We start from the raw sequence: 25,316 nt of genomic DNA on the forward strand, positions 1-25,316 counted from the left end.
GTGGTGGTACTGGAGGCAACGGCCGACGACCGGCCGAAGACGGCGCCCGGGAAGCCCGGGCCCACCGAGGACACGGTGCGCGCCGACCGCGAGGACGCGCGCTCCCCGGTGCGTTGGGTGCTCCTCGGCGTGCTGTTCGTCGTCATGGTCGTGCCGATCTACCTGCTCGTCGTGAACGCCTTCAAGTCGCAGCAGGACATCCTCGACAACCCGTTCTCGATCCCGCTGGGCGGGCTCACCTTCGACCACATGTCGGCGGCGATCAGCAGTCCGCAGTTCAACGTCATCGGCGGGTACGGCTTCACGCTGTTCCTCGTCGTGCTGGTGGACGTGTTCTGCATCCTGCTCGCGGGCCCGGCGGCGTACGCGATCGCGCGCAGTCTCAAACGGCGTACGCAGCTGGTGCTGCTGTACTTCCTGGCCGGCACGTTCATCCCGGGCGCCGCCGTGATCATCCCGGTGATCTACGTGCTGCGCGAGATCGGTCTGGCGAACACCGTGACCGGTCTGGTGGCGCACGACGTGGCGTCCACGCTGCCGGTGAGCATCTTCCTGTTCGTCGGGTTCATCCGCACGATCCCGGTGGACATCGACCACGCGGCGACGATCGACGGCGCGGGCCGCTACCGGACGTTCTGGACCATCATCTTCCCGCTGATGCGTCCGGCGGTCGTCACGGTGCTCATCCTCAACTCCATCGGGATCTGGAACGACTTCGTGTCCCCGCAGATCCTGCTCAGCCCGTCCTCCGGGCACTACACGGTGACGACGGCGATCTACGCCGGCATCAGCCAGTACTCGACGGACCTGACGAAGGTGTTCCCCAACCTGCTGCTCGCCGTCGCGCCCGTCGTCATCTTCTTCATCTACATGCAGCGCCACATCATCAGCGGCCTCACGGTCGGTGCCGTGAAGGGCTGAACCACGACCTCGTCAGATCGGAAGAAAGGATCACGGAGTGACCAGGAGATGGAGACATCGCTGCGCAGCCGCCCTGCTCGCTTCCCTCGCGGTGGTCGCGGCCGGGCACCCGGCCGTCGCCCATCCGGACAAGTCCCGCGCGGGCAAGACGTACTACGTCGGGCCGTACGGCGCCGACGGCAACGCGGGGACGAACGCCACCGCCCCGTTCCGGAACATCCAGAAGTGCGCGGACGTGATGGTGCCGGGCGACACCTGCGAGATCGTGTCCGGCCGCTACGAGGAGACGGTGGTACCCGCCCGGTCCGGCACCGCCGAGCTGCCGATCACGTACCGCGCGGCGCCCGGCGCGGACGTGACCGTCAGCGGCACCGCCAAACTCGGCGGCTTCCGGCCGGTCACCGCCGCCGACGTCACCGAGATCGCCAAGGCCGACCCGTTCGCGCAGGACTCGCAGTTCAGCACGGCGGTGGCGGCGGGGAACGTCTACAGCACGGACGTCGACCTCGGCTCGGACGTGAGCACCGTGCAGGTGTTCACCGACCGGAAGATGGGCGTGGAGGCCCAGTGGCCCTACCCCGGCCTCGACCCTCTCGCCCCCTCGCTCCAGTACGCCGGTGAGGGCAGCGCGGACGCCACGATCGCCGACGCGGACCTGACCCGCCCGGCCGGTTACTGGGACGGCGCGCGGGCCCTCACCGGCTACTGGTACGTCTCGGCCACCGGCACGGTGAAGAGCTCGGCCGCCGGTTCGGTGACCCTCGACGTGGCGCCGCCGTGCGTGCACAAGGTCGTGCCGAAGGAGACCCGGTACGCGCTCTCCGGCAAGATCGGGGAACTCGCCCACCCCGGCGAGTGGTTCTACGACCCGGCAGCCAAGCGGCTGTACGTGTACAGCACCGACTCCCCGGCCTCCCACACGATCGAGGCCAAGCGCCGCACGCTCGGCTTCGACCTGACGAGGACCAGTCACACCAAGGTCGCCGGCCTCGCCCTGTTCGGCACCACGATCCAGACCGGCCCGACCAGCACCGGCGTCACCCTCGACGGCATCAAGGGCCAGTACCTGTCGCACTACACGGACATCACCCGGGGCGCGACGGACTGCGGGTCGACCGTGACGCGGGGCGTCGCCGACACCGGCCTCGTCATCGACGGCACGGACAACAAGGTCGTCAACAGTGACCTGTCGCTGAGCGCCGGCAACGGCATCGCGCTGCGCGGCCAGAACAACACGGCCACCGACAACGTGATCCACGACGTCGACTACATGGGCACCTACGCGGCGGGCGTCGCCGTCCAGGGCAACAGCCAGACGGTCACGCACAACACGATCTCCCGCGTCGGGCGCAGCGGCATCAACCTCCAGTGGAACACCGTGGAGGGCCTGGAGCCGGGCAAGGACGTGATCGCCTCCAACGACATCTCCGGGTACGCCCGGCTCAGCCTGGACGTCGCCGCGATCTACACCTGCTGCAGCGCGTACATGATGGGCTCGTCGATCGACCACAACGTGCTGCACGACCCGGCGCCGACGACGACGTCGAGCACGTTCGGCATCTCGGGCGTCTACGCGGACAACGGCCAGAGCGATCTGCGGATCCACAACAACGTGGGCTGGGGCAACCGCGAGGGCACGGTCATGCTCAACGGGCTCGGCACCGGTTCGCACGACAACCTCGTCGCCAACAACACCGGTGGGATGACGCTGTTCTACGTGAAGGAGCCCAACGCGTCGACCGGCACGAAGATCTACAACAACGTCGGCACGATCCGGGGCCTGACCGGCGCCACCGACGGTGGTCTCGTACTGTCGAACAACCTTCCCGCCGAGACCGATCCGCTCTTCGTCGACGCCGCGAACCACGACTTCCGGCTGACCGCGGCATCTCCCGCGCGCAATGCGGCGATCCCGCTGCCGGGGATCAACGACGGTTCGACGGACCCGACGCCGAGTCTGGGCGCGTACCAGTACGGCGCACCGAAGTGGACGGCGGGCGCCCGCCGATAATTCCCCTGATTCCTACCGTCTCTGCAACTCGCTTGCAAAACAGTGGAGGCCCAATGCGGAATTCCGCATTGGGCCTCCACTATTCGGTCGTCAGGACTTTCTCGCGGCGGCCTTCCGGCGCGGCTTCGGGACCTCGCGCGCGTCCGGTACGGGCCCGCGTCCCGCCGCGTGGTCGGCGAACGCCGCGGCCGCCTTGTCGGGCTCCCCCGACCTCAACAGGTCGACGAGACGGCCGTGTTCATCGGCCATGGCCCGCCAGTCGCCGTCGAAGAGCGGGTCGGAGATGGCCCGCAGCGTGCGCAGGCTCGGCTCGATGACCTCCCACATCCGGGCCAGGAACGGATTGCCGGCGCACTGGCTGACCAGGGTGTGGAACTCGATGTCGGCGTCCCGGAAGCCGCTGACGTCGCTCGCGGCGACCGCCTCGTGCATCCGCTCCACCAGCGCGTCTAGCTCGGCGAGCTGCTCGTCGGTGACGTGCTCGACGGCCAGCTGGGCGGCCAGCCGCTCCAGCGGCTCGCGCACCTGGCGGGCGTACTCGGCGTCCTGCGAGGAGATCTCGACGACGAAGTGGCCGCGGCGCGGCACGTGCATGAGCAGGCCCTCGCGGGCGAGCCGCTTCACCGCCTCCCGCACCGGGGCCTGGCTGACGCCGAGCCGCCGCGCGATCTCCGATTCGACCACCCGGTCGTTCGGGCCGAGATCACCGTCGACGACCGCCTGGCGCAGCAGCTCGTACACCTGGTCCGAGATCAGTGTCTTGCGGAACCGGTCCTTGTTGGTGGCCAGCGTGGAGACGAATCCACCCGAGGCGTCAGATGCCATGAATTCCCAATCCCGCGCCGGGGCACGTCAGTTGCTCCATTGTCGGACCATGATACGCATCCATCGCCTATCGATGGAATCACACGGTGGATTCCAGCTGCTTGGCGAGCCATTCCAATTTGACGACCTCGTGGGTGGGCCCGCCGCCTTCGTGGTCATTGAACGGATAAGCCCGTATCTGCTTGTCGGCCTGGTCCACGTTCCGCAGCGCGCCGTAATGGTTGAACGCCGCGTACACCGTGGAGGGCGGGCAGATGTGGTCCATCAGGCCGACCGAGAAGAGCGTCGGCGCGTTCGCCCGGCGGGCCAGGGTGGCGCCGTCGAAGTAGGACAGGGTGCGGGTCACCGTGGCCGCCTGCTCGCGGTGCAGCTTCACGAACCGGGTGACCTCGCCGTACGGCGGCGCGTCGGTGATCGTCGTGGCGCGCGGGAAGTGGCACAGGAACGGCACGTCGGGCAGGGCGGCGACCAGGTCCGGGACGAGGCCCGCGGCGGCGAGGGCGATGCCGCCGCCCTGGCTGGTGCCGGTGACCACGGCGCGGGCGGGGTCCACGGCGGGGTGGCTGCGCGCGGCGGCGACGGCGCGGACCGCGTCGGTGTACAGGCGCCGGTAGTAGTAGCGGTACGGGTCGAGGACGCCGCGGGTGAGGAAGCCGGGGGCGGCGACGTCCCCGGTGGCCGGGTCGGGGTCCGGGGTCTCGGCGCCCTGGCCGCGGGTGTCCATGACGAAGTGCGCGTAGCCCGCGTCCGCCCACAGCCGCTTCTCGTGCGGTACGCCGCGGCCGCTGCCGTAGCCGAGGTACTCGACGACGACGGGCAGCGGTCCGGTGCGGACGGCCGGCAGCTGGAGCCAGCCGCGCACGGGGTGGCCGCCGTACCCCGCGAAGGTCACGTCGAAGGTGTCGATCGTGGCGAGCCCGTTGTGGACGGGCTCGAACCTCGCGTCGAGGGCGAACTCCTCCTGCGCCGCGAGCGTCTCGCGCCAGAACGCGTCGAGGTCGTCCGGTTCGGGGATGTCGGGGCGGTAGCGCTCCAGCTCGTCCAGGGGCAGGTCGAATTGGGCCATGGGTCAGCTCCGTGAAGGGTGCGGGACGGGGGTGTGGTCAGCGGTCCAGGCGGTACGCCCGGACGGCGTTGGTGTGCAGCACCAGCTCGCGCCGGTCGGCGGTGAGGTGGTCGAGTCCCGTGCGGGACAGGGCCAGCGAGTCGGCCCGTGAGCCGCGCGGCAGACAGATGGGCCAGTCGGAGCCGACCAGGCAGCGGCCGGGGCCGAGCGTGTCGACGACGTGGCGCACCAGGTGCGCGACCCGGTGCGGCTCGGCGCCGTGCTGTTGGGTGAGCAGCCCGGAGATCTTCACCAGCACCCGCGGGGCGGCCGCGGCCCGCTCGACGTCGCGGTACCAGTCCCCCAGGTCCCGGGTGGCGAGGCCCGGCGCGTTGCCGAGGTGGTCGACGACGACCGTGAGGCCGGGGTGGCGCGCGGCGACATCGGCCGCGGTGGTCAACGCACCGCGGTGCAGGTTGAGTTCGAGGACGACGCCGCGCTCGGCGAGGACCGGGACCAGCGCCCGGGCGGGCTCGGGGGTGTCGGCCCAGTGCGCACCCCCGAGCCGCATGCCGTTGGGTCCCGACGTGCCCCACTCGTCGAGCAGGGCGCGCAGCCGGCCGGGCCCGTCGGCGCCGTGGACGTGCAGGTTCGCGACGTAGCCCGCGATCAGGTCCGGGCGGCGCAGCCGCAGCGCGCGCAGGGCGAGGGTCTCGCCCCGGTCGCCGCGCGACGCCTCGACCAGGACGGCGCCCGCCAACTCCCGTACACCGGAGCCCGATCGCGCCAGGTCGGCGGTGCCGAAGGCGCGGTGGTGCGTGCTGTCCGGGCGGATCCAGCCGAACCCCTCGGCCGGGTCCCACAGATGGACATGGCAGTCGATCACGGCCCGCTCCCGAGTATTGACACGTCGGCTCCCCGCCGGTGACTCTAACCATCGTCTATCGATGGGCGATTGTTCAAGACGTAGGTCACGTAGGTGACGAGGGAGCGGGTGTTCTCGATGCTCAGGCCTGACCGGACCGGCGGCACGCAGACGGAGGGCGAGGCGTTCGGACCCCGGCTGACAGCGCGCCGGGCCCTCACCGAACAGCCCCGATGGGCCCTGCTGGAGCGGGAGTTGTTCGCCGCGCAGGAGAAGGCGTGGCGGGTCTTCGCCGACCGGTACACCGAGGGGGACGGCCGGCTCGTCTTCCGCGAGGCGCTCGGCGAGGGGATGGACGGCCGGGACGGCGTGGACGACTTCTACGAGCCGTTCTTCAACTGGCCGACGCTGTATCTGCTGGGCGGCAGCGCCGAGTTGCTGACCGCGGCGCGCCGGCACTGGCGCGGGGTCACCGCGCAGCTCACCGAGATGGGCATGCTCGTCGACGGTCTGGAGCGCGGCTACGACTGGTTCCACCAGGGCGAGGGCCTGCTGCTGTTCTACGGGCTCTGCCTCGCCGACCCGGACGATCCCGAACTGCGCGAACTCGCCTGCCGGTTCGCCGACTTCTACCTCCCCGGCGGCCCGAACTACGACGCGGAGCACCGCGTCCTGCGGGCCCCGCACAACGGCGCCGCGGGGCCGCGGTACGGGTTCAGCGACGAGGAGGCGTACTTCCCGTGGAGCCTGGCGCTGCACCCGTACGGGCTGCCGCTCGACGGGTTCGACGGCGTCACGTCCTTCGACGACCTGGTCGCGTCACCGGACCTCGCCCGCGCCTACGGCCGGGCGATGTGGGACCGGATGGGCCGCGGCGACACGATCGCGAACCTGGGCGCCACCGGCCTCGCCTCCAACGCGTTCCTGCTCAGCGGCGACCGGCGGTACGCGGACTGGGTCGCCGAGTACGTCGGGGTGTGGCAGGAGCGGCTCGCCGGGCGCGAGGTCGTGCCCGACAACGCCGGTCTGGGCGGGGTGGTCGGCGAGTACCTGGACGGCCGCTGGTACGGCGGCCACTACGGCTGGTCCTGGCCGCACGGCCTGTCCCCCGTCGGCAGCTCCACCCTGGTCGGCGCCGCCAACGCGACGCTCCTCACCGGCGACCGCGGCTACCTCGACCTGGCCCGCAACCCGCTCGACACCGTGCTGCGCCACGCCGAGCAGCGCGGCGCCGACGGGATGGGCACGCTCGGCGAGCGCTGGGCACCGCACCTGGCGGCCATGTCCGCCGGGCGCACGCTGATGGTGCCGCAGCGGCACAACGACGCGGGCTGGTTCGACTTCACCGTCATGCCGGGACAACTCCCCCTGTCCCTGTGGCACTTCAGCCGGGAGGAGGGCGACCGGGAGCGCATCGAGCGGCTGCGGGCCGGGGCCAACTGGGACTGGACGGCCGTGCACACCCAGCGCATCAAGGACGAGGCCGGGCACGAGGAACCCTGGTACGAGTTCCTGCACGGCCGCAACCCGGACTTCCCCGAGCGGATGCTGAGCAGCGCCCTCGCGAGCTGCGCCGAACGGGTCGCGGCCATCGAGCACGACACGGTGGATCCCGCGGTCGGCCCCGACGCCCTGGACATCCACCACTGGCAGCACCTCAACCCCGTGGTGACCGAGGCCCTGCTGCAACTGACCACCGGCTCCCCGCAGGTCCTCTACAACGGCGGCCTCGCCCAGCTGCACGTCCGCTACCACGACCTGGACGCCCGCCGGCCGGGACTGCCCCCGGACGTCGCGGCGCTCGTCCCCGACATCCGCCCCGACCACACGGTGGTGGAGCTGGTCAACCTCGGTGGCGCCGCCCGGTCGCTGCTGGTGCAGGCGGGTTCGTTCGCCGAGCACCACGTGGCCTCCGTGCGCGTGGACGACGGCCCCGAGCAGCCGGTCGGCGGACCGTACTGCCGGGTCGACCTGCCCGGCCACACCCGGATCGAACTGACCCTGACCATGACGCTGCGCGGCGGCCGCGCGGCCTGTGCCTCCCCGTGGGAGACGGCATGACGACCCGACTGCCCTTCGCCCTGCCCCGGCTCGGCCTCGGCACCGCCCCACTGGGCGGCCTGTTCGAGGAGGTGACCGAGGACGACGCGGCGGCGACGCTGAAGGCCGCCGCCGCCGAGGGCATCACCTACTTCGACACGGCGCCCCGCTACGGCCACGGCCTCGCCGAGCAGCGCCTCGGCCGGCTGCTCGGCCCGGCCGGGATCACCGACCCGGTGATCTCCACCAAGACGGGCTGGCTGCTGCGCCCCCGTCCGGACGGCTCCCCCGGCGAGGTGGTCACCGACTGGACGGAGCGCGGGATCCGCGCGTCCCTGGAGTCGAGCCTGGCCCGGCTGGGCCGTGACAGCGTCGACGTCCTGTACCTGCACGACCCCGACCACTACCCGGAGGAGGTCCGCCGCACGGCCTATCCGGCGGTGCGCAGACTGCGCGACGAGGGGCTGATCCGGGCGATCGGCTTCGGCATGAACCACAGCGCGCCGCTCGCGTCGTACGTGACGGAGTTCGACGTCGACGTCGTGCTCGTCGCGGGCCGCTTCTCGCTCCTCGACCACGAGGCGCTCGGCACGCTGCTGCCGCTGTGCGCCGAGCGGGGCACCGCGGTGGTCGTCGGCGGCGTCTTCAACACGGGGCTGCTGGCCGACCCGTCCCCCGGCGCGATGTTCAACTACCGGCCGGTCCCGCCGGAGGCCCTCGCCCGGGCGCGGCGGGCCAGGGAGCTGTGCGAGGCGCACGACGTGCCGCTGCCCGCCGCCGCGCTCCAGTTCCCCTTCCTGCACCCCGCCGTCACCTCGGTCGTGGTCGGCTGCCGCTCGGCGGCCGAGGTCACCGCGAACGCGGCCGCCGCCCGCTTCCCCGTCCCCGACGAGCTGTGGGAGCGGCTCGCACGGGAGGGGTTCGTCCCCTCGGCGCTCCTCGGCGCGGCCTGACAGGAATCCCACCGGGGCGCAGGTGGTTACCTCAAGGAAAGCGATCCACCGGCCGCAGGAGGCGTCCATGTACGGCGATCAGGAAACCGTCCGCAAGATCCTCACCGGTACCGGTGACACCTGGGCGGTGGTCGGCCTGTCCTCGAACCGGGGGCGGGCGGCGTACGGCGTCGCGGAGGTCCTGCAGCGCTTCGGCAAGCGGGTCGTGCCGGTCCACCCCAAGGCCGAGACGGTGCACGGCGAGCAGGGGTACGCCTCGCTCGCCGACATCCCGTTCCCGGTCGACGTGGTCGACGTCTTCGTCAACAGCGACCTCGCGGGTCAGGTCGCCGACGAGGCCGTCGCGATCGGCGCCGAGGCGGTGTGGTTCCAGCTCGGCGTGATCGACGAGGACGCGTACGACCGGACCCGGGACGCCGGGCTCGCCATGGTGATGGACAAGTGCCCGGCGATCGAGATCCCGCGGCTCAGCTGACCGGGCCGGCGCCCTCGTCGAAGGACGCGAAGTAGGCGGCGGCCATGTCCTCGTTCCCGTGGCCCTGCTCGGCGGCGCGGGCCAGGCGGGCGGCGCTCGCCTCGGCGACGTCGAGGCGGACCCCGTTCGCCCGGCCCGCCTCGACGATGAGGCGGGCGTCCTTGGCCGCCGTGTCGACCGCGAACTGGGCCGGGGTGAGCCGGTCCTCCAGGACGAGGCCCGCCTTGAGCCGCAGGTACGGCATGTCGAGTCCGCCGCCCGCGATGGCGTCGAAGAACGACTGCGGGTCGACGCCGAGCGCCCGGGACAGCGCGAGCACCTCCCCTGCGGCGTTCGTGGTCGCCAGCACCCAGCTGTTGGCCACCAGCTTCAGCCGGGTGGCGGAGCCCGCCGCCCCGTCCTCACCGGTCCACACGGTGCGCGCGCCGACCGCGTCGAGGACCGGCGCCACCGCGTCCCGGTGCTCGCCCGGGCCCGCCGCGAGGATCAGCAGCTGACCGGCCTCGGCGGGCTGCCGGGTGCCGAGGACGGGGGCGTCGAAGAAGACCAGGCCGTGGTCGGCGGCGAAGTCCGCGAGGCCGTCGATCGCCTCGATGCCCGCGGTCGTGGACTGCAGCCAGGCGGCGCCGGGCCGCAGTCCGGCCGCGGCCTGCCGCATCACGTCGAGCGCGGCCGGCCCGTCGTACAGCATGGTCAGCACGACGTCGGCGCCGGTGACGGCCTCGGCCGGGGTGTCGGTGACGTGCACGCCGTCGGCGGTCAGCGGCTCGGCCCTGTCCCGGCTGCGGTTCCAGGCCCGGACGGTGTGCCCGGCGCGCGCGATGTTGCGAGCCATCGCCGCACCCATGATCCCGGTGCCGAGGACGCTCACGGTCAGCTTGTCGGCGGGGGCTGCGGGGGCGCTCTGTTCACTCATGGCGCCAACTCTATGTCCGGTCGACGCTCTTCCTGCGGGCCACTCGCAGCTCCGTCAGGTACCGCTTGGTGACCCGGCCGCCGTAGTGGCGGTCGATGAGGTCGCCGACGCAGTCGAGCAGGCCGGAGCGGGCGGCCGGTTCGAGGTCGCGGGTGCCCGAGAAGGTGCACAGCAGGTCGCGGTACTCCTCCGTGGTGAAGGTGATGTCCCGTTCGTGGCGCCGGAAGACGGGCGGCTCGAAGCGGTCGGCGCCGGGCAGCGCGGCGTTGCCCTGCGCGACGTTCCGGTTCGGCGCCTCCTGGCTGTCGTACGGGATGTCGGCGGCGGGCGTCAGGCGCAGGCCGGGCGGGGTGGCCGGGTCGAAGCGCTCGTAGCAGCCCTGGACCTCGACGAAGAAGTCCGCCGTGCCGCCCGCGACGTGGTGCGTCGACACCGTCGCGAGCGTCCCGCCGGGGCGCAGTGCCCGGGCGGACTTGGCGACGCGGACGGCGGGGTCGATCCAGTGGAAGGAGGTCGCCGCGAGGACCACGTCGAACGGCTCGGCGGGCAGCGGCCAGTCCTCGAAGGCGGCCACCTCGACCTCGGCGCCGGGGTGTCCGGCGAGCCGGCGGCGGGCCACGGCCGCCAGTTCGGCGCCGAGTTCGACGGCGACGATCCGGCAGCCGCGCGCGGCCAGCGGCACGGTCGCCTTGCCGGTGCCGCAGCCCACTTCGAGGACCCGGCAGCCGGGCCCGGTCCCGGCGAGTTCGGCCAGGTCGTCGTAGAGCTCCGGCGGATAGCCGGGCCGTGCCCGGTCGTAGGTCTCGGCGTCCTGGGTGAAGGTGCGGCGCAGCCGTTCCCGCTCGGTGTCGGTCATCCGCGCCACGCTACTCAGAACCGGACCGGCAGCCCCACCGGATAAGAGCCGTCCCCGGCGAAGCCCACCCGCTGGACGGCGTCGCGGCCGCCGGCGAGCGTGAGGCCGTCGCGGCGCAGCCAGAGCTCCTCGACGAGCACCTCGGTCTGGAGGTTGGCGAGGGCCGCGCCGATGCAGCGGTGGGCGCCGTGCCCGTACGCGATGTGGCCGGTGCCGCGGGCCGGTTCGCGGCCCAGGTCCAGTCGGCCGGGCTCGGGGAAGGTGCCGGGGTCGCGGTTGGCGGCGAGCAGTCCGCTGGTGACGCCCTCGCCGCGGCGGACCGGGACGCCGCCGAGCTCCAGGTCCTCGGTGGCGTAGAGGGTGGCGCCGACGTGCACGGCGGAGACGTGCCGGAGCAACTCCTGCACGGCGCGCGGCAGCAGGCCGGGGTCGGTGCGCAGCCGGGCCGTCTCGTCCGGGTGGTCGAGGAGGGTGAGGACGGCGTCGGTGAGGAAGAAGGCGGGCGGTGCGATGCCGGTTTGAAGAGGAGGAAGACGAGCGCGATCATCTCCTGCCGGCTGAGGCGCTGCTCCGGCGTCGCCTCCGCGTCGGAGCGCAGCAGGTCGGAGGCGAGGTCCTCGGCGGGGGCCGCGGCGCGGCGGTCGAGGAGGCCGTCGATGTACTCGGCGAGGCGGTCGATGCCGGGCAGGAAGCGGTCCGGTTCGCCGGACTCGTAGTCGCGCATCCAGCCGGCGACCTTGCCGCGGTCCGCCTCGTCGACGCCGATGATGTCGCAGATGACCTCGGTGACGACGGGGTAGGCGAAGCCGGTCAGGAACTCGAACTCGGCGCCGGTCGCGGCGAGTTCGTCGCTGAGCTCGCGCACCACGCGCTGGATCCGGGGGCGCAGGGCGGCGATCCGGCGCGGCGCGAAGGCGCGCATCACGTGGGTGCGCAGCCGGGCGTGGTCGGGCCCGTCGACCATCACCAGGATCTCCAGGTAGAGGCGGTACTCGGGCGGCAGCCCCGCCTCGTCGAGGAGTTCCGCGCCGAGGCCGCCCCCGTCCTGTCCCGGCACCTCGGCGAGGTCGCGGACGAAGCGGGGGTCGGCGAGCACCGCCTTGACGACGTCGTACCGGGTGGCCAGCCAGACCGGGGTGGTGGTCTGCGGCAGCGTGACGCGCAGCAGCGGTGCCTCGTGGCCGTGCGAGGCGTCGTCGATCTGCTGGTGCGTCAGCTCAAGTGGTGCGGCGGCGAAATCGGTCATGGAGGGAGCATCCACGGGAACGTCCGTACGGGCGGGGCCCGTGACCGGTTCGTGACGTCGCCCCGGGCGTCGTGCCCGCCCGGAGGACGCTCCGGGCGGGCGAGCGGGCCGACGACGCCGTCGACGACCTCGCCGAGCGGTGATCAGGGCGTCACGTCGGTCACCCTCCACCGCTGGTTGGCGCCGGAGTTGGGCTGCCAGGTCCCGACGGACGCGCCCTCGTGCGTGGCCTGTCCGCCGACCTCCAGGAGACGCCCCGTTCCGGCGTTGACGAAGGTGTACGTGCCGTCTCCGGTCGTCGACAGGATCCACTGGGCCGCCGCGTCGCGGTCGTCCGTGTCGGGCTCGACGACCGGTACCCCGTCGCGGACGGCGAGCCGCCTGCCGTCGGCGGCGCTGGTGAACACGTGGCGGTCGCGGCTCGTCGGGCCGTCCCCGCCGATCCGCGCGAGCCGCCAGCGCTGCCCGGCCGCGCCGGTCCCGGTGCCGATGACGAGGGTGTCGGCGCCGTCGGCAACGGTGAGGTCCTTGCCGCTCTGCACGCCCGTCAGCTCGTAGGTGCGTCCCCTGCGCAGCGTCGCGGCGTCCTTGGCGACCCCGGACACGCCCTTGATCACGAACGTGGTCACGGACTGCGCGGGCACCGTGAAGGTGGCGGTGCGGCCCGTCACCGCGACCGGCGGCTGCTCGGCCAGCTTGCCGTCGGCGCTGGTCACGACGGGGGTGACGGTCGCGCCCCGGCGCACGGTGGCGAACCTCGACAGGTCGAGCGTCACCGTGCGGGTGCCCGTGGTGCCGTTGACGTGCACGACGGTGGCGCCGTTGCCGCCGCGGGTGACCGCCGCGGTGCTGTTCGTGTCGTCGACCTTGACCAGGCGGTCGCCCGGCCGGATGTAGTGGGTGAAGTTCCGGGCCGTGTCGAACTTGGTGTTCGTGTAGACCGGGCAGGTCTCCAGGGTGTCGTCGGGGCCGGCGCTGAAGGAGACCTGGATCTCGCCCCAGTTGCCGCCCTTGGCGGACTCGCCGCCCGGCCTCATGTTGTCCCAGTCCTCGACGGGCTGCCAGAACACCCAGGCGCTGGGCTCCAGTTCCCGCAGGTCGTCGACGATGTGCTGGGCGAGGCCGAGACCGGGCCGCATGTCGGTGAAGGACTGGCCGTCGCCCCAGTCGCCCTCCACCTCGCTCATCCACAGCGGCTTGCCGTCGGCCTTGGCGAGGTCGCGGACGGAGGTGCGGCCGCCGGTGCCGTACGTGTGGACGTTCATCTGGGTGACGTGGCGCTTCACGTCCGCCGGATAGCTGGTCCAGTTCGTGACGAAGGTCGTCGGGTTGGTCTCGTCCATCGCCGAGACGGCCGCGCCGGTCCGCGCCCTGCGCAGCGCGGCGTCGAGCGCGGGCACGATCTTCTGCTGGAGGCCGGGGCCGATGTGGCAGCCCTCCTGCCGGCCGCCGGTCGGATCGCCGTCGGCGCCCAACTGGGTGCCCCAGTAGCTGGTGTTGGGCTCGTTGCACGGGTCGACGGTCTTCACCTCGATGCCGTGCGCCTTCTCCAGGCGCCGGGTGGCACCGGCCAGGTAGGCGGCGAAGTCGTCGACGGACGCCTCCTTCAGCTGGTCCTTCGACGCGTCGAAGCCGCCGGAGACGTAGCCGCTGACCGTCATGAAGTAGGGCGGCGAGTTGGAGAACGTCTCCCAGTGGGTGATGTCCTTCTTGATCCGGTCCACCCACCAGCGCTGGGTGGCGTCGGCGTCCTCGTTCCAGTGGTCCGCGTCGTCCGGGTCCCACCAGTCGGTGTCGGTGCGCGTGGTGCCCTCGGGCGCCTTCCACCAGCCCTCGACGGCGCCGCCGGCCCTGAGGTAGTCGGGCACGTCGGGGGCGTTGCCGCCGCCGATGTTGTAGCGGGCGATGTTCAGGGCGAGGCCGTCCCGTCCGAAGACGAGGTCGGCTATCCGCTCGCGAATCTCGTCCGGGTAGTGCCCGGTGGCGTTCGCGAACCAGACCAGGCTGGTGCCCCACCCCTCGAACCGGTCCTGCCGGTACGAGGGGTCGGGGGTGACCGTGACCGCCGCCGCGTCGGCCGCGGCGGCCGGGGCGAGGAACGGTGCGGCCGAGATCTGGGTTCCTGCGGCCGCGGCCGTGGCCGTGGCGATTCCGATGAACCGTCTGCGGGTCAAGCGCGCCAACGTGAGCTCCCGACGTCGTGGTGTGAGTGCGGTGTTGGTGGTGCTGGAACGGAGTGGTTCTAGGCGGAGGCGGGCTGCCGGAGGACGGCGACCTGCCGGGGCGCGAGGACGAGGCCGCCGTCGCCCGCGGGACCGACGAGGACGTCGCCGGTCAGACCGGGCAGCGCCACCTCCTCGTCGCTCCGGTTGACCAGGAAGTGGTAGCGGTGCCCGGCGTCGCGCCGCACGACGTGCTCGACCGACCCCCGCGCCCGCTCCGGGAGTTCACTGCTCACCCCGGCCGGTGCGAGCAGCTCGGGCAGCAGCACGGTCAGGCCGTCGGCGCCGAGGCGGGTGGAGACGTAGGCGGCCGAGCCGCGGCCGGTGCCGCGCCGGGTGACGGCCGGGCGGGCGGCGTACGTGCCGGTGCGGTACCCGGCGAGCACTTCGACGTCGGTGCCGGTGACGGAGATCCGGTCGGTCCACAGGCTGCCCGTGGTGCCGTTGTCCAGGTCGACGGTGACGCCGTCGAGCAGCGGCCCGAACTCCTCGATGCGGATGCCGAGGACGTCGCGCAGGGCGCCCGGGTAGCCGCCGAGCCAGACGTGGTCGTTCTCGTCGACGATCGCGGAGAAGTACGTGGTGACGAGGTGGCCGCCGCCCTCGACGTACCGGGTGAGCTCCTTGGCGAGCGGCTGCGGCACCACGTGCAGGACGGGCGCGATGACGACGTCGTACGCGGACAGGTCGGTGCGGTGGGCGGGCACCACGTCGGCGCGGATCCCGAGGCGCAGGAGCGCCGAGTACCAGTCGAGGGCCTCGCGGTGGTAGTCGAGGCGCGAGGTGGGGTGGGAGTCCTGCTCGCTGGCCCACCAGGAGTCCCAGTCGAAGAGGATCGCCACCCGGGCGGGTTCGCGCTCGCTGCCCGCGACCGGGGCGAGCGCGTCCAGGGTGCGGCCCAACTCGACGACGGCGCGGAAGAGTTCGCTGTCGGCACCGGCGTGCGGGACCATCGCCGAGTGGTACTTCTCGGCGCCGGCCACGGACTGGCGCCACTGGAAGAAGCAGACGGCGTCGGCGCCGTGCGCCACGTGCAGCAGCGAGTCACGGGCCAACTCCCCCGGCTGCTTGGGCAGGTTGACGGGCTGCCAGTTCACGGCGCTGGTGGAGTGCTCCATCAGGAACCACGGCCGGTGGCCGGCGATGCCGCTGCTGAGGTTGGCGGAGAAGGAGAGTTCGTCGCGGTCCTGCGGTCCTGGGATGACGTAGTGGTCGTTGGCGACGAAGTCCACCTCGTCGGCCCAGTCCGCGTAGTCCATGCCCTTGGTGCCGCCCATCACCATGAAGTTGGTGGTGACGGGCGTGTCCGGGGTGAGCTCGCGCAGGATCTCCCGCTCGGCCAGCAGATGGTCCTTGAGCGCGTCCGACGAGAACCGCTTGAAGTCGAGCTGCTGCGTCGGGTTGGGGTGCGAGGCGGCGAGCCGGGGCGGCAGCAGCTGCTCCCAGTCGCTGTAGCGCTGGGACCAGAAGGCGGTGCCCCAGGCGTCGTTGAGGGCGTCGAGCGTCGTGTAGCGGCGGCGCAGCCAGTGACGGAAGGCGCGGGCCGCGTCGTCGGAGTGGTCGTAGACGTTGTGGCAGCCCAGCTCGTTGTTGACGTGCCAGGCGACGAGGGCCGGATGGTCGGCGTAGCGGGAGGCGAGCTTGCGCACCAGGTGCAGCGCGTGCTCGCGGAAGACGGGCGAGGTGGGCCGCCAGTGCTGGCGGGCGCCGGGCCAGAGCGTCTCGCCGCTCGCGGTGACCGGCAGGATCTCCGGGTGCGCGGTGGTCAGCCACGGCGGCGGCGACGCGGTGGCGGTGGCCAGGTCGACGCCGATGCCGCCCGCGTGCAGCAGGTCCATGATCTCGTCGAGCCAGCCGAAGTCCCAGGTGTCGGCGGTGGGCTGGATCCGGGCCCAGGAGAAGATGGCGAGGGAGACGACGTTCACCCCGGCCTCGCGCATCAGCCGGATGTCGTCCGCCCACACCTCCCGTGACCACTGCTCGGGGTTGTAGTCGGCTCCGTAGCCGAGGCGCCGGGCGCCGTCCGAGCCCTTCGCGTACGGGAAACGGGAGGTGAGGGGGGCGGTCATGCACGTCCTTCCAGGGATGCGGTCACAAAGGGGGCGCGGGCTACTTCTCGACGGTGAAGCCCTGCTCGGTGCCGTACTTGACGGAGGCGTCCTGCCAGGACTTGAGGCCGGCCGTGAGCTTGGTCGAGGAGACGTACGCCTTGCCGACGGTGTCGTTGAAGATCGAGTTGGCGTACACCTGGTACGGCAGGTACTTCCAGTCGGTGGGCACGCTCTTCGCGGACTCGGCGAAGATCTTGTTGGCCTTCTGGCCGCCGAAGTAGGGGAACTCGGTGTCCTGGAACGACGGGGAGTCCAGGTCCTTCGTGGTCGCGGGGAACGCGCCGTTCTCGATGCGGGTCTGCACGCCGGCGCCGGAGTTGGCGTACTCGACGAAGGCGTAGGCGAGTTCCTTGTTCTTGCCGAGCTCGGGCAGGGCGAGCGAGCTGCCGCCGTTCTCCGAGCTGGCGTCGGCGCCCTTCTCCCACTGCGGCATGGGGGCGACGCGCCAGTCGCCGGCCGCGCCCTTCACGCCGGAGGCGAAGTTGGCGGGCATCCAGGCGCCGGTGGGCAGGGTGGCGATGGTGCCGTCGCCGAGGCCCTTGTACCAGTCGTCGGTCCAGCCGGTGACGGGCGAGACGAGCTTCTCGTCGATCAGCTGCTGCCAGGTGTCGGTGTACTTCTTCGCGCCCGCGTCGGTGAAGTCGATGCCGACCTTGGTGCCGTCGACCTTGTAGGGGTGCGAACCGGCCTGCCACAGCAGGCTGGTGGTCAGGCCGGCGTCGCCGACGTCGCTGGTGATGTACGCCTTCGGGTCGGCCTTGTGCAGCGTGCGGGCCGCCTCGACGTACTCGTCCCAGGTCGTCGGGACGGCGATCTTGTACTTGTCGAAGACCTTCTTGTTGTAGAAGAGCGCCATCGGGCCGGAGTCCATGGGCAGGCCGTAGACGCCCTCGCCGGACTTCACCGAGTTCCACGGGCCCGGCGAGTACGAGGACGCCAGCTTCTCGGCGCCGTACGCCTTGAGGTCGGTGATCTGCTTGGTCAGGGCGTACTGGCCGAGCGCGTAGTACTCGATCTGCGCGACGTCCGGGACGCCCTTCTTCGCCGAGATCGCGTTCGACAGGGCCTTGTACTGGTCGTTGTTGGTGCCCGCGTTGACCAGCTTGACGTCGACCTTCGGGTACTTCTTCTCGAAGTCGGCGGCGACCTGCTTCAGGGTGGGCTCCCATGCCCACACCGTGACGGTGCCGCCCTTCTTCAGTGCCGACCGGATGTCGGAGGAACCGACCTTCTTGTCACCGGAGTCGTCGTCGGAGCCGCCGCAGGCGGTGGCGCCGAGGGCGAGGGCGCAGACGAGACCGAGGCCGCGCAGCAGGCGGCGGGAGTGCTTGGGCATGGGCATGCTTCCACTTCGTCGTGGTCCTACGGAGGGTGTTGGTGCCGGGGTGCGGCGTGAACTGCGGCGCTGCGCCTACTCCTTGACGCTTCCGGCGGACAGTCCGGACTGCCAGTACTTCTGGAGCAGCAGGAAGGCGGCGATCAGCGGCACGATGGTGAGCAGCGAACCGGTGAGCACCAGATGGGGGATGGCCTCGCCGCCGGCCGTCTGCGCCTGTTTGTTCCAGGAGTCCAGGCCGAGCGTGAGCGGGTACCAGTCGGGGTCCTTCAGCATGATCAGCGGCAGGAAGTAGTTGTTCCAGGTCGCGACCGTGGTGAAGAGCAGCACGGTGACGGTGCCGGGGGCGAGCAGCGGCAGGGCGACCTGGAAGAAGGTGCGCAGCTCGCTCGCCCCGTCGATGCGGGCGGCCTCCATCAGTTCGGTGGGGATCGCCTCGGTGGCGAACACCCACATCAGGTACAGGCCGAACGGCGAGATCAGCGAGGGGATGATGACGGCCCACGGGGTGTCGGTGAGCCCCATCTTGCTGAACATGAGGAAGGTGGGGACGGCGAGCGCGGTGCCCGGCACCGCGACGGCCCCGATGACGACGGCGAACACGGCGCGCTTGCCGGGGAAGGCGAACTTGGCGAGCGCGTACCCGCCGAGGACCGCGAGGAAGGTGGCCCCGCCCGCGCCCACCACCACGTACAGGAGGGTGTTGACGAGCCAGCGGCCGAAGACGCCGTCCTGGTAGGTGAAGGTCGTGCCGATGTTGTGCCAGAGGTCGAAGTCCCGGTCGAACCAGAGGCCGAACGAACGGGCCAGGCCCTGCTGGGACTTGGTGGCGCTGATCAGGAGCCAGACCAGCGGCAGCAGGCTGTAGACGAGGACGACGCCGGTGAGCACGGTCAGCAGGACGCTGCGGCGAGGCCGTCCCGGACGCGGGGCGCGCGGTGACCGCAGGCGCGGGGCCGGGGACTTGGGCGGTGCGGTCGTCCGCACGGAGCCGGTGGTGGTGGTCATCGCGCTCACGCTCCCTTGCGCATGCCGCGCAGCTGGACGACGTAGGCGACGATCATCGTGATCACGCCCATGACGATGGCGACCGTCGCGGAGTAGTTCTGCTGCTGGCCCGCGAAGGACAGCGAGTACGTGTAGAAGTTCGGGGTGTAGTCGGTGGTGATGGCGTTCGGCGCGAGCTTCTGCAGGATCGCGGGCTCGTTGAAGAGCTGGAAGCTGCCGATGACCGAGAAGATCGTGGCGATGACGAGGGCGCCGCGGATCGCCGGGAGTTTGATGGCCGTGATGACGCGCCACTGTCCGGCGCCGTCGATCTCGGCGGCCTCGTACAGCGAGTGCGGTACGACGCGCAGCGCGGCGAAGAAGATCAGCATGTTGTAGCCGACGAACTCCCAGGTCACGATGTTGCCGATGGAGGCGAGGACCAGGTCGGCGGAGAGCGGGTCGGGCAGCTTCGTGCCGAGCGCGTCGTCGAGGTCGCCGACCAGGCCGTAGCGGGTGCCGTACATGAAGCCCCACATGAGGGTGGCGACGACGGCGGGGACCGCGTACGGGAGGAAGACGGTGATGCGGAAGAAGTCCTTGCCGTAGAGGCGGCCGCTGTCGATGGCGAGGGCGACGAGCAGGGCGATGCCCAGCATGATCGGCACCTGGATCAGCAGGAAGAGCCCGACGCGGGCCACGCCCTCCCAGAACTGGCTGTCCTGGAGCGCCTGTTGGTAGTTGTCGAGGCCCACGAAGGTGGTGCCGCCGATGAGTTGGGTCCTGAAGAGGCTCAGATAGACCGAGTACGCGAGCGGCGCGAGGAAGACCAGGGCGAAGACGAGTACGAAGGGGCCGATGAACCCCCATCCCGTCCACGAGCGGCGCCGCCTCACGGCGACCGGCGGTTGCAGCGTGGTCATCTCGCGTCCCTCACTCGTCCATGGGTCACTGGGCTCGATGTTTGCGTAAACATCCCTGGGCGCAAAGGGTCCGGCGGCTGCTATGTTTACGTAAACATTCGGTGGCGGCATGTCTACACTGCCCCGAGGACGACGGTCAAGAGTCGGTGAGGGACACGGTGACAACCAACGGGAGCGCTCCGCGGGGCGGCACGCGCCGGACACAGAACGCGTCGATGGCCGACGTCGCCCGGGTCGCGGGCGTCTCGTCCCAGACGGTCTCCCGCGTCTCGAACGGCTTCCCCGGGGTCAACGAGGAGACCCGGGACCGGGTCCTCGCCGCGATGAAGGACCTCGGCTACCGCCCCAACAGCGCGGCGCGGGCGCTGAAGCGGGGCGACTTCCGCACGATCGGCGTCATCACGTTCACGCTGTCCACGACGGGCAACATGCGCACGCTGGAGGCCATCGCGACCTCGGCCGCGCAGGAGGGCTACGCGGTCACGCTCCTGCCGGTCGCGGTGCCCACCCAGGACGAGGTGCGCGGCGCGTTCTCCCGCCTCGGCGAACTGGCCGTGGACGCGGTCATCGTCATCATGGAGGTCCATCTGCTCGACTCGGCGAGCCTGACGCTGCCGCCGCACGTGAAGGTGGTGGTCGCGGACTCCGACGCCGGCGACCGGTACGCGGTGGTGGACACGGACCAGGCGGGCGGCACCCGCGACGCGGTGCGCCACCTCCTCGACCTCGGCCACCGCACGGTCTGGCACCTGGCGGGCCCCTCCGAGTCCTTCGCCGCGCAGCGTCGAACGGACGCCTGGCGCACGGCACTTGAGAGCGCGGGCCGCGCCGTGCCGCCGCCGGTGCGGGGCGACTGGTCGGCCGAGTCCGGCTACCGCGCAGGTCTGCGCCTGGCCGAACAGGCCGACTGCACCGCGGTGTTCGCGGCGAACGACCAGATGGCGCTGGGCCTGCTGCGGGCGCTGGACGAGCGCGGCCGCCGGGTCCCCGAGGACGTCTCGGTCATCGGCTTCGACGACATCCCCGACTCGGGCTCGTTCCTGCCTCCGCTCACCACGGTCCACCAGGACTTCGCGGAGGTCGGCCGCCGCTGCGTGGAGAGCGCGCTGCGCCAGGTCAGGGAGAGCGAGGCGGAGCGCGGCACGACGCTGGTGCCCACGCGGCTGGTGGTGCGGGAGAGCACGGGGCGCGCGCCGCGCGGGCGGGTGACGCCTTGAGTCGTCGCGTGGGCGGGACTGCTGGACAGGGGACCGTCGGATCGCGGCACCGGCCGGGCGGGGGCCGCCTGTCGGCCGGGCGCCCCGTCCCGATGGGTCGTTCAGACCGTGACGCCGAGGCCCTCCAGGACCACCGCGTTGGGGAGTTCGGCGAGGGCCTTGCCCGGGACGATCAGTTTGCCGCGGCGGGTGCCGCTGCCGATGAGGACGTGCGGCAGGTCGGCGACGGCCGCGTCCACGAGGACCGGCCAGTCGGCGGGCAGGCCGATCGGGGTGATGCCGCCGTACTCCATGCCCGTCTCGCCGACCGCGGTGTCCATCGAGGCGAACGAGGCCTTGCGGGCGCCGAGTTGGCGTCGCACCGCGCCGTTGACGTCGACCTTGGTGGTGGACAGCACGACGCACGCGGCGAGCGTGGCCTCGCCGCCCCGCTTGCCCGCGACGACCACGCAGTTCGCGGACCGCGCGAGGATGTCGGGGCCGTAGTGCTGGACGAAGGTCGCGGTGTCGGCCCACTCGGGGTCGGTGTCGACGTGGATCAGGTCCTGCGCGGGCACCGTGCCGCGCCAGTGCCGCACGGCGTCGGCGACGGGGCGGGTGAGCAGTTCGAGGGCGTCGGGGGCCGCGAGGACGTGGTCGAAGGTGCCGATGGGTGCGCGCATGGCCGCACGCTAACAGGGGTGGCGCGCACCGCATCCGGGCGTCTCAGCGTTCGAACGGCACCGACACGGCCATGACCAACCGGGCCGGTACGGCACCGTCGTTGCGGTACTCGTGCGGCACGTCGGCCTCGAAGGTGACGCTCGCCCCCTCGGGCACCTGGTGCGCGACGCCGTCGACGACCAGGGTCAACTCCCCCTCGGTGACGTGCAGGAGCTCGACGGTGCCCTGGGGGTGCGGATCGGACGGGCTGCCGTCGCCGGGCTGCAGCAGCCAGTCCCACATCTCCAGCGGCCCGGGCGCCTCGGTCCCGGCGAGGAGCCGGTGGTAGCTGCCGGCCTCCGTGGACCACAGCCGCACCGCCTGGTCGGCGGGCACGATCCGCACCTTCGGCCCCTGCTCGTAGTCGAGCAGCGTGGTGATGCTGACCCCGAGCGCGTCGCCGATCTTGACGACGGTGCCGATGCTCGGGTTCGTGCGGGCCTGCTCGATCTGGATGAGCATGCCGCGGCTGACGCCGGCCCGGCCGGCCAGCGCGTCCAGGGTGAAGCCGCGCTCGGCGCGCCAGTGCTTCACGTTGCGGGCGAGCGACTGGGTCAGGAGGTCGAGGTCCGACACGTTCCGTCCATGAGAGTGGGTCGACGAGGCTAACCGTTGTGCAATATTTTGGATGACGTCGTTCAGTTCAGTGAACTACGGTGTGGTGCACCCGAACGTTCAGCAAACTGTACTGCGAGGTCCGGCATGACAGCACTCTTCGCCCTGGCCACGAGCCTGCTGTGGGGCCTCGCCGACTTCGGCGGCGGGCTGCTCACCCGGCGCACGCCGGCCCTCACGGTGGTGGTCGTCTCGCAGTCGATCGCGACGGTCGTGCTCGGTGCGATGGTGGTCGCCACGGGCGGCTGGAGCGAGGCGGGCCCGCAGCTGTGGTTCGCGGTGGGCGCCGGGCTCGTCGGCCCCGTCGCCATGCTCGCCTTCTACAAGGCGCTGGCGCTCGGCCCGATGGGGGTCGTCTCGCCGCTCGGCTCGCTCGGCGTCGCCGTGCCGGTGGGCGTCGGGCTGGTCCTCGGCGAGCGGCCGGGGCTGCTGCAGTTCGGGGGCATCCTGGTCGCCGTCGCGGGCGTGGTCCTCGCGGGCGGCCCGCAGTTGAAGGGCGCTCCCGTGCAGCGGCAGGCGGTGCTGCTCACGCTGCTGGCGGCGTTCGGTTTCGGCGCGGTGATGGCCCTGATCGCGGAGGCGTCGACCACGCTCACCGGCCTCTTCCTCGCCCTGTTCGTGCAGCGCGTGACGAACGTGGCGGCGGGTGGTGCGGCGCTCCTCGTTACGGCGCGGCGCGGGGCGCCGGTGCTGCCGGTGGAGGGCGGACCGGCGCTGCTCGTGCGCGCGCTGCCGGCCCTGGCGTTCGTGGGCCTCGCGGACGTGGCCGCCAACGGCACGTACTCGATGGCCGCGCAGCACGGCCCGGTCACGGTGGCCGCCGTGCTGGCGTCCCTCTACCCCGTCGTCACCGCGCTCGCGGCGCGCGGCGTCCTGAGCGAGCGGCTGCGCGGGGTGCAGGCCGCGGGCGCCGGGCTCGCCCTGATCGGGACGGTGCTGCTGGCGACGGGCTGAGCCGGGACGCGCCGCGAAACCGGGGCCCGCCCCGCGGGGCCAGGACCCGCCCCTCAGATCCGGTACTTGCGCAACGCCGGTATCGCGAACGCGAGCCCCAGCATGGCGACGACGACCAGCAGGCCGCCCCCGACCACCGCCGCACGCGGGCCGAACGCCGAGCCCGCCGTGCCGTGGAGCACGTCGGCGAGGCGCGGCCCGCCCGCGACGACGACCGTGAAGACGCCCTGCATCCTGCCGCGCATCTCGTCGGTGGCGGCGGACAGCAGAATCGCCCCGCGGAACACCATCGAGACCATGTCGGCGATCCCCGCCACGGCCAGGAACACCACGGCGAGCCAGAGGCTGTCGCTCAGGCCGAACCCGGTGATCGCCGCGCCCCACGCGACGACCGCCCCGATCACCATCCAGCCGTGCCGCTTCGCCCGCGAGAACGTGCCGGAGAACAGGCCGCCGACCACCGCCCCGATCGGGATCGCCGCGAACAGCAGGCCGAGCGCGAGCCCTTCCCCGTACGGCGCGTAGGTCTCGGCGGCGAGTTGCGGGAAGAGGGCGCGCGGCATCCCGAAGACCATCGCGATGATGTCGGCGAGGAACGACAGCAGCAGCACCTTGTGCATCGAGATGTAGCGGAAGCCGGCCGCGATCTCCCGGACGCCCGCCCGCCGCTTCACCGTGGTGTCCAGCGGCGGCAGCGAGGGCAGCCGGTACACGGCCCACACGGTGACGCACAGCGCGAGGGCGTCGATCAGATAGAGCTCGGGCAGGCCGATGACGGGGATCAGGACGCCCGCCAGGAGCGGCCCGACGACCTGGCCGGTCTGCATGACGGTCGAGCCGAGGGCGTTGGCCGCGGCCAGTTCGCCCTCGGGCACGAGCCGGGCGATGGACGCGTTGCGGGCCGGGGCGTTCAGTCCCCAGAAGGCCTGCTGGACCGCCAGCAGCACCATCAGCGTGGCCACGGAGTCGAGCCCGACCAGGGCCTGCAGCCAGAAAAGCACCGAGGTGACGGCGATCCCGCTGTTGGTGACGAGGAGCAGTTTGCGGCGGTCCATGCTGTCGGCGATCGCGCCGCCCCACAGCGCGAACACGACGAGCGGCAGCAGGCCCGCCATGCTGGCCGCGCCGACCCACGCCGAGGAACCGGTGATGTCGTAGATCTGCTTCGGCACGGCGACGGCGGTGAGCTGGCTGCCCACGGCCGTGACGATGGTGGAGGTCCACAGCCGCCGGTAGGCGGGGATGCGCAGGGGCCGGGTGTCCATGGCCCAGCGGCGCCAGCCGCGCCGGGACGGTCCGGACGGCTCCTGTTGTTCGGTGCCGGTGCTGCTCTCGCTGGTGTCCACGGGTCCCCGGTCGGTCATCCTGGTTGGTCGCTACATCTTTCGATGCCGGGGTTCACTATCGCAGCACCGCCGGGGACGTCGGGAACCGCCTGCTCAGGTTCCGGCGAGCAGCATGATCCCCATGGCGATCATCGTGGTGGCGACCAGGGCGTCGAGCACCCGCCAGGCGACCGGCCTGGCCAGGAAGCGGCCGAGCAGCCGGGCCCCGAAGCCGAGGGCGGCGAACCAGCACAGGCTGGCGAGCACCGCACCGAGTCCGAAGGTCCAGCGGCTCGATCCGTGTCCGGCGGCGACGGAGCCGAGCAGGAACACGGTGTCGAGGTAGACGTGCGGGTTGAGCCAGGTCATCGCCAGACAGGTGAGCACCGCGCGGCGCCGTGAGCCGGCCGCCTCGCCCTCCGCGCGCAGCGAGCCGGCCGGGTGCACGACGCGGCGGGCGGCGAGGACGCCGTAGCCGATCAGGAACGCGCCGCCGATCCAGCCGATCGCCGTGACCGCCCCCGGCCACGCCACCACCACGGCCCCGACACCGCCGACGCCGAGCGCGATCAGCAGCGCGTCCGAGAGGGCACAGATCCCGACCACGGCGAGGACCGCGTCGCGGCGGATCCCCTGCCGCAGCACGAACGCGTTCTGGGCTCCGATGGCGACGATGAGCGAGAGGCCGGTGCCGAACCCGGCGGCAGCGGCGGTGAGTGAAGCGGTCATGTCCTCGACGCTAAGCAGCGGATCACCGCGCGTACAGCTAAA

22 protein-coding genes are annotated in these 25,316 nt (G+C 71.9%); 7 read left to right on the forward strand and 15 right to left on the reverse strand.

The features are described from left to right. Both RBJ77_RS00925 and RBJ77_RS00930 read left to right on the forward strand, forming a co-directional pair. Nucleotides 1-921, forward strand: coding sequence for a carbohydrate ABC transporter permease (locus RBJ77_RS00925; protein WP_372343184.1), 921 nt, complete (start codon nt 1-3; stop codon nt 919-921). 37 nt (nt 922-958) lie between these two features. Continuing rightward, the gene (locus RBJ77_RS00930; RefSeq protein WP_372343185.1) at nt 959-2,932 is read left to right on the forward strand and encodes a right-handed parallel beta-helix repeat-containing protein; all 1,974 of its coding nucleotides are present in this window, start codon (nt 959-961) and stop codon (nt 2,930-2,932) included. Nucleotides 2,933-3,022: 90 nt separating this feature from the next. On the opposite strand, the gene RBJ77_RS00935 is transcribed toward RBJ77_RS00930, so the two are convergent. From RBJ77_RS00935 to RBJ77_RS00945, 3 genes are all read right to left on the reverse strand, one after another. Then, entirely contained in the window at nt 3,023-3,757 is a 735-nt protein-coding gene (locus RBJ77_RS00935; protein ID WP_372343186.1) for a GntR family transcriptional regulator, read from the reverse strand. 79 nt (nt 3,758-3,836) lie between these two features. Then, nucleotides 3,837-4,823 (reverse strand): acetylxylan esterase, encoded by a 987-nt coding sequence (locus tag RBJ77_RS00940; protein WP_372343187.1) that lies wholly within the window; start codon nt 4,821-4,823, stop codon nt 3,837-3,839. 37 nt (nt 4,824-4,860) lie between these two features. Then, complete coding sequence (locus RBJ77_RS00945) at nt 4,861-5,688, reverse strand: amidohydrolase (protein WP_372343188.1); 828 nt, start codon at nt 5,686-5,688, stop codon at nt 4,861-4,863. A 117-nt stretch (nt 5,689-5,805) separates the two neighbouring features. On the opposite strand from RBJ77_RS00945, the gene RBJ77_RS00950 reads away from it, so the two are divergent. The 3 genes from RBJ77_RS00950 to RBJ77_RS00960 all read left to right on the forward strand — a co-directional run bounded on the left by RBJ77_RS00950 (nt 5,806) and on the right by RBJ77_RS00960 (nt 9,135). Further along, nucleotides 5,806-7,728 (forward strand): hypothetical protein, encoded by a 1,923-nt coding sequence (locus RBJ77_RS00950; RefSeq protein ID WP_372343189.1) that lies wholly within the window; start codon nt 5,806-5,808, stop codon nt 7,726-7,728. Continuing rightward, complete coding sequence (locus RBJ77_RS00955) at nt 7,725-8,660, forward strand: aldo/keto reductase (RefSeq protein WP_372343190.1); 936 nt, start codon at nt 7,725-7,727, stop codon at nt 8,658-8,660. The genes RBJ77_RS00950 and RBJ77_RS00955 overlap by 4 nt, the downstream gene beginning before the upstream one ends. 67 nt (nt 8,661-8,727) lie before the next feature. Continuing rightward, nucleotides 8,728-9,135, forward strand: a complete 408-nt coding sequence (locus tag RBJ77_RS00960) for a CoA-binding protein (RefSeq protein WP_372343191.1) — start codon at nt 8,728-8,730, stop codon at nt 9,133-9,135. Here the strand turns inward: RBJ77_RS00960 and RBJ77_RS00965 are convergent. The 8 genes from RBJ77_RS00965 to RBJ77_RS01000 all read right to left on the reverse strand — a co-directional run bounded on the left by RBJ77_RS00965 (nt 9,128) and on the right by RBJ77_RS01000 (nt 19,732). After that, nucleotides 9,128-10,051, reverse strand: a complete 924-nt coding sequence (locus RBJ77_RS00965; protein ID WP_372343192.1) for an NAD(P)-dependent oxidoreductase — start codon at nt 10,049-10,051, stop codon at nt 9,128-9,130. The genes RBJ77_RS00960 and RBJ77_RS00965 overlap by 8 nt on opposite strands. Nucleotides 10,052-10,061: 10 nt before the next feature. Beyond that, complete coding sequence (locus RBJ77_RS00970) at nt 10,062-10,907, reverse strand: class I SAM-dependent methyltransferase (protein ID WP_372343193.1); 846 nt, start codon at nt 10,905-10,907, stop codon at nt 10,062-10,064. Nucleotides 10,908-10,921: 14 nt separating this feature from the next. Next, complete coding sequence (locus tag RBJ77_RS00975) at nt 10,922-11,314, reverse strand: cytochrome P450 (RefSeq protein WP_372343194.1); 393 nt, start codon at nt 11,312-11,314, stop codon at nt 10,922-10,924. A gap of 982 nt (nt 11,315-12,296) precedes the next feature. Next, nucleotides 12,297-14,336 (reverse strand): RICIN domain-containing protein, encoded by a 2,040-nt coding sequence (locus RBJ77_RS00980; RefSeq protein WP_372343195.1) that lies wholly within the window; start codon nt 14,334-14,336, stop codon nt 12,297-12,299. 59 nt (nt 14,337-14,395) lie between these two features. Next, the gene (locus RBJ77_RS00985; protein ID WP_372343196.1) at nt 14,396-16,444 is read right to left on the reverse strand and encodes a beta-galactosidase; all 2,049 of its coding nucleotides are present in this window, start codon (nt 16,442-16,444) and stop codon (nt 14,396-14,398) included. Nucleotides 16,445-16,484: 40 nt separating this feature from the next. Then, nucleotides 16,485-17,822: an ABC transporter substrate-binding protein gene (locus RBJ77_RS00990; protein WP_372343197.1), complete on the reverse strand. Its 1,338-nt coding sequence runs from the start codon at nt 17,820-17,822 to the stop codon at nt 16,485-16,487. Between the two features lie 75 nt (nt 17,823-17,897). After that, nucleotides 17,898-18,830, reverse strand: a complete 933-nt coding sequence (locus tag RBJ77_RS00995) for a carbohydrate ABC transporter permease (protein ID WP_372343198.1) — start codon at nt 18,828-18,830, stop codon at nt 17,898-17,900. A gap of 5 nt (nt 18,831-18,835) precedes the next feature. Further along, nucleotides 18,836-19,732, reverse strand: a complete 897-nt coding sequence (locus RBJ77_RS01000) for a carbohydrate ABC transporter permease (RefSeq protein ID WP_255971618.1) — start codon at nt 19,730-19,732, stop codon at nt 18,836-18,838. Between the two features lie 215 nt (nt 19,733-19,947). Between RBJ77_RS01000 and RBJ77_RS01005 the strand changes: the two genes are divergently transcribed. Next, on the forward strand, nt 19,948-20,949 hold the full coding sequence (locus RBJ77_RS01005; RefSeq protein WP_372343199.1) for a LacI family DNA-binding transcriptional regulator: 1,002 nt from the start codon (nt 19,948-19,950) through the stop codon (nt 20,947-20,949). Nucleotides 20,950-21,050: 101 nt separating this feature from the next. On the opposite strand, the gene RBJ77_RS01010 is transcribed toward RBJ77_RS01005, so the two are convergent. Both RBJ77_RS01010 and RBJ77_RS01015 read right to left on the reverse strand, forming a co-directional pair. Then, nucleotides 21,051-21,611: a YbaK/EbsC family protein gene (locus tag RBJ77_RS01010; RefSeq protein WP_372343200.1), complete on the reverse strand. Its 561-nt coding sequence runs from the start codon at nt 21,609-21,611 to the stop codon at nt 21,051-21,053. A 43-nt stretch (nt 21,612-21,654) separates the two neighbouring features. After that, a complete protein-coding gene (locus RBJ77_RS01015) occupies nt 21,655-22,227 on the reverse strand; it encodes an XRE family transcriptional regulator (protein WP_255971622.1) in 573 nt (190 codons plus the stop codon). A gap of 126 nt (nt 22,228-22,353) precedes the next feature. On the opposite strand from RBJ77_RS01015, the gene RBJ77_RS01020 reads away from it, so the two are divergent. Further along, the gene (locus RBJ77_RS01020; RefSeq protein ID WP_372343201.1) at nt 22,354-23,220 is read left to right on the forward strand and encodes an EamA family transporter; all 867 of its coding nucleotides are present in this window, start codon (nt 22,354-22,356) and stop codon (nt 23,218-23,220) included. A 53-nt stretch (nt 23,221-23,273) separates the two neighbouring features. Here RBJ77_RS01020 and RBJ77_RS01025 read toward each other — a convergent pair whose 3' ends face one another. Both RBJ77_RS01025 and RBJ77_RS01030 read right to left on the reverse strand, forming a co-directional pair. Next, nucleotides 23,274-24,566: an MFS transporter gene (locus RBJ77_RS01025; RefSeq protein ID WP_372343202.1), complete on the reverse strand. Its 1,293-nt coding sequence runs from the start codon at nt 24,564-24,566 to the stop codon at nt 23,274-23,276. Between the two features lie 93 nt (nt 24,567-24,659). Further along, nucleotides 24,660-25,274: a LysE/ArgO family amino acid transporter gene (locus RBJ77_RS01030; RefSeq protein ID WP_255971628.1), complete on the reverse strand. Its 615-nt coding sequence runs from the start codon at nt 25,272-25,274 to the stop codon at nt 24,660-24,662. Between the last annotated feature and the right edge of the window lie 42 nt (nt 25,275-25,316).

This window comes from Streptomyces sp. KL116D (assembly GCF_030766975.1).
Lineage (GTDB): Bacteria > Actinomycetota > Actinomycetes > Streptomycetales > Streptomycetaceae > Streptomyces > Streptomyces longispororuber_A.

Excerpts from the sequence above, each read along its gene's own strand:
- RBJ77_RS00935 (WP_372343186.1), bottom strand. The coding sequence starts at position 3,757 with ATGGCATCTGACGCCTCGGGTGGATTCGTCTCCACGCTGGCCACCAAC.
- RBJ77_RS00940 (WP_372343187.1), bottom strand. The coding sequence starts at position 4,823 with ATGGCCCAATTCGACCTGCCCCTGGACGAGCTGGAGCGCTACCGCCCC.
- RBJ77_RS00950 (WP_372343189.1), top strand. The coding sequence starts at position 5,806 with ATGCTCAGGCCTGACCGGACCGGCGGCACGCAGACGGAGGGCGAGGCG.
- RBJ77_RS00955 (WP_372343190.1), top strand. The coding sequence starts at position 7,725 with ATGACGACCCGACTGCCCTTCGCCCTGCCCCGGCTCGGCCTCGGCACC.
- RBJ77_RS00960 (WP_372343191.1), top strand. The coding sequence starts at position 8,728 with ATGTACGGCGATCAGGAAACCGTCCGCAAGATCCTCACCGGTACCGGT.
- RBJ77_RS00965 (WP_372343192.1), bottom strand. The coding sequence starts at position 10,051 with ATGAGTGAACAGAGCGCCCCCGCAGCCCCCGCCGACAAGCTGACCGTG.
- RBJ77_RS00970 (WP_372343193.1), bottom strand. The coding sequence starts at position 10,907 with ATGACCGACACCGAGCGGGAACGGCTGCGCCGCACCTTCACCCAGGAC.
- RBJ77_RS00985 (WP_372343196.1), bottom strand. The coding sequence starts at position 16,444 with ATGACCGCCCCCCTCACCTCCCGTTTCCCGTACGCGAAGGGCTCGGAC.
- RBJ77_RS00990 (WP_372343197.1), bottom strand. The coding sequence starts at position 17,822 with ATGCCCAAGCACTCCCGCCGCCTGCTGCGCGGCCTCGGTCTCGTCTGC.
- RBJ77_RS00995 (WP_372343198.1), bottom strand. The coding sequence starts at position 18,830 with ATGACCACCACCACCGGCTCCGTGCGGACGACCGCACCGCCCAAGTCC.
- RBJ77_RS01000 (WP_255971618.1), bottom strand. The coding sequence starts at position 19,732 with ATGACCACGCTGCAACCGCCGGTCGCCGTGAGGCGGCGCCGCTCGTGG.
- RBJ77_RS01005 (WP_372343199.1), top strand. The coding sequence starts at position 19,948 with ATGGCCGACGTCGCCCGGGTCGCGGGCGTCTCGTCCCAGACGGTCTCC.
- RBJ77_RS01010 (WP_372343200.1), bottom strand. The coding sequence starts at position 21,611 with ATGCGCGCACCCATCGGCACCTTCGACCACGTCCTCGCGGCCCCCGAC.
- RBJ77_RS01020 (WP_372343201.1), top strand. The coding sequence starts at position 22,354 with ATGACAGCACTCTTCGCCCTGGCCACGAGCCTGCTGTGGGGCCTCGCC.
- RBJ77_RS01030 (WP_255971628.1), bottom strand. The coding sequence starts at position 25,274 with ATGACCGCTTCACTCACCGCCGCTGCCGCCGGGTTCGGCACCGGCCTC.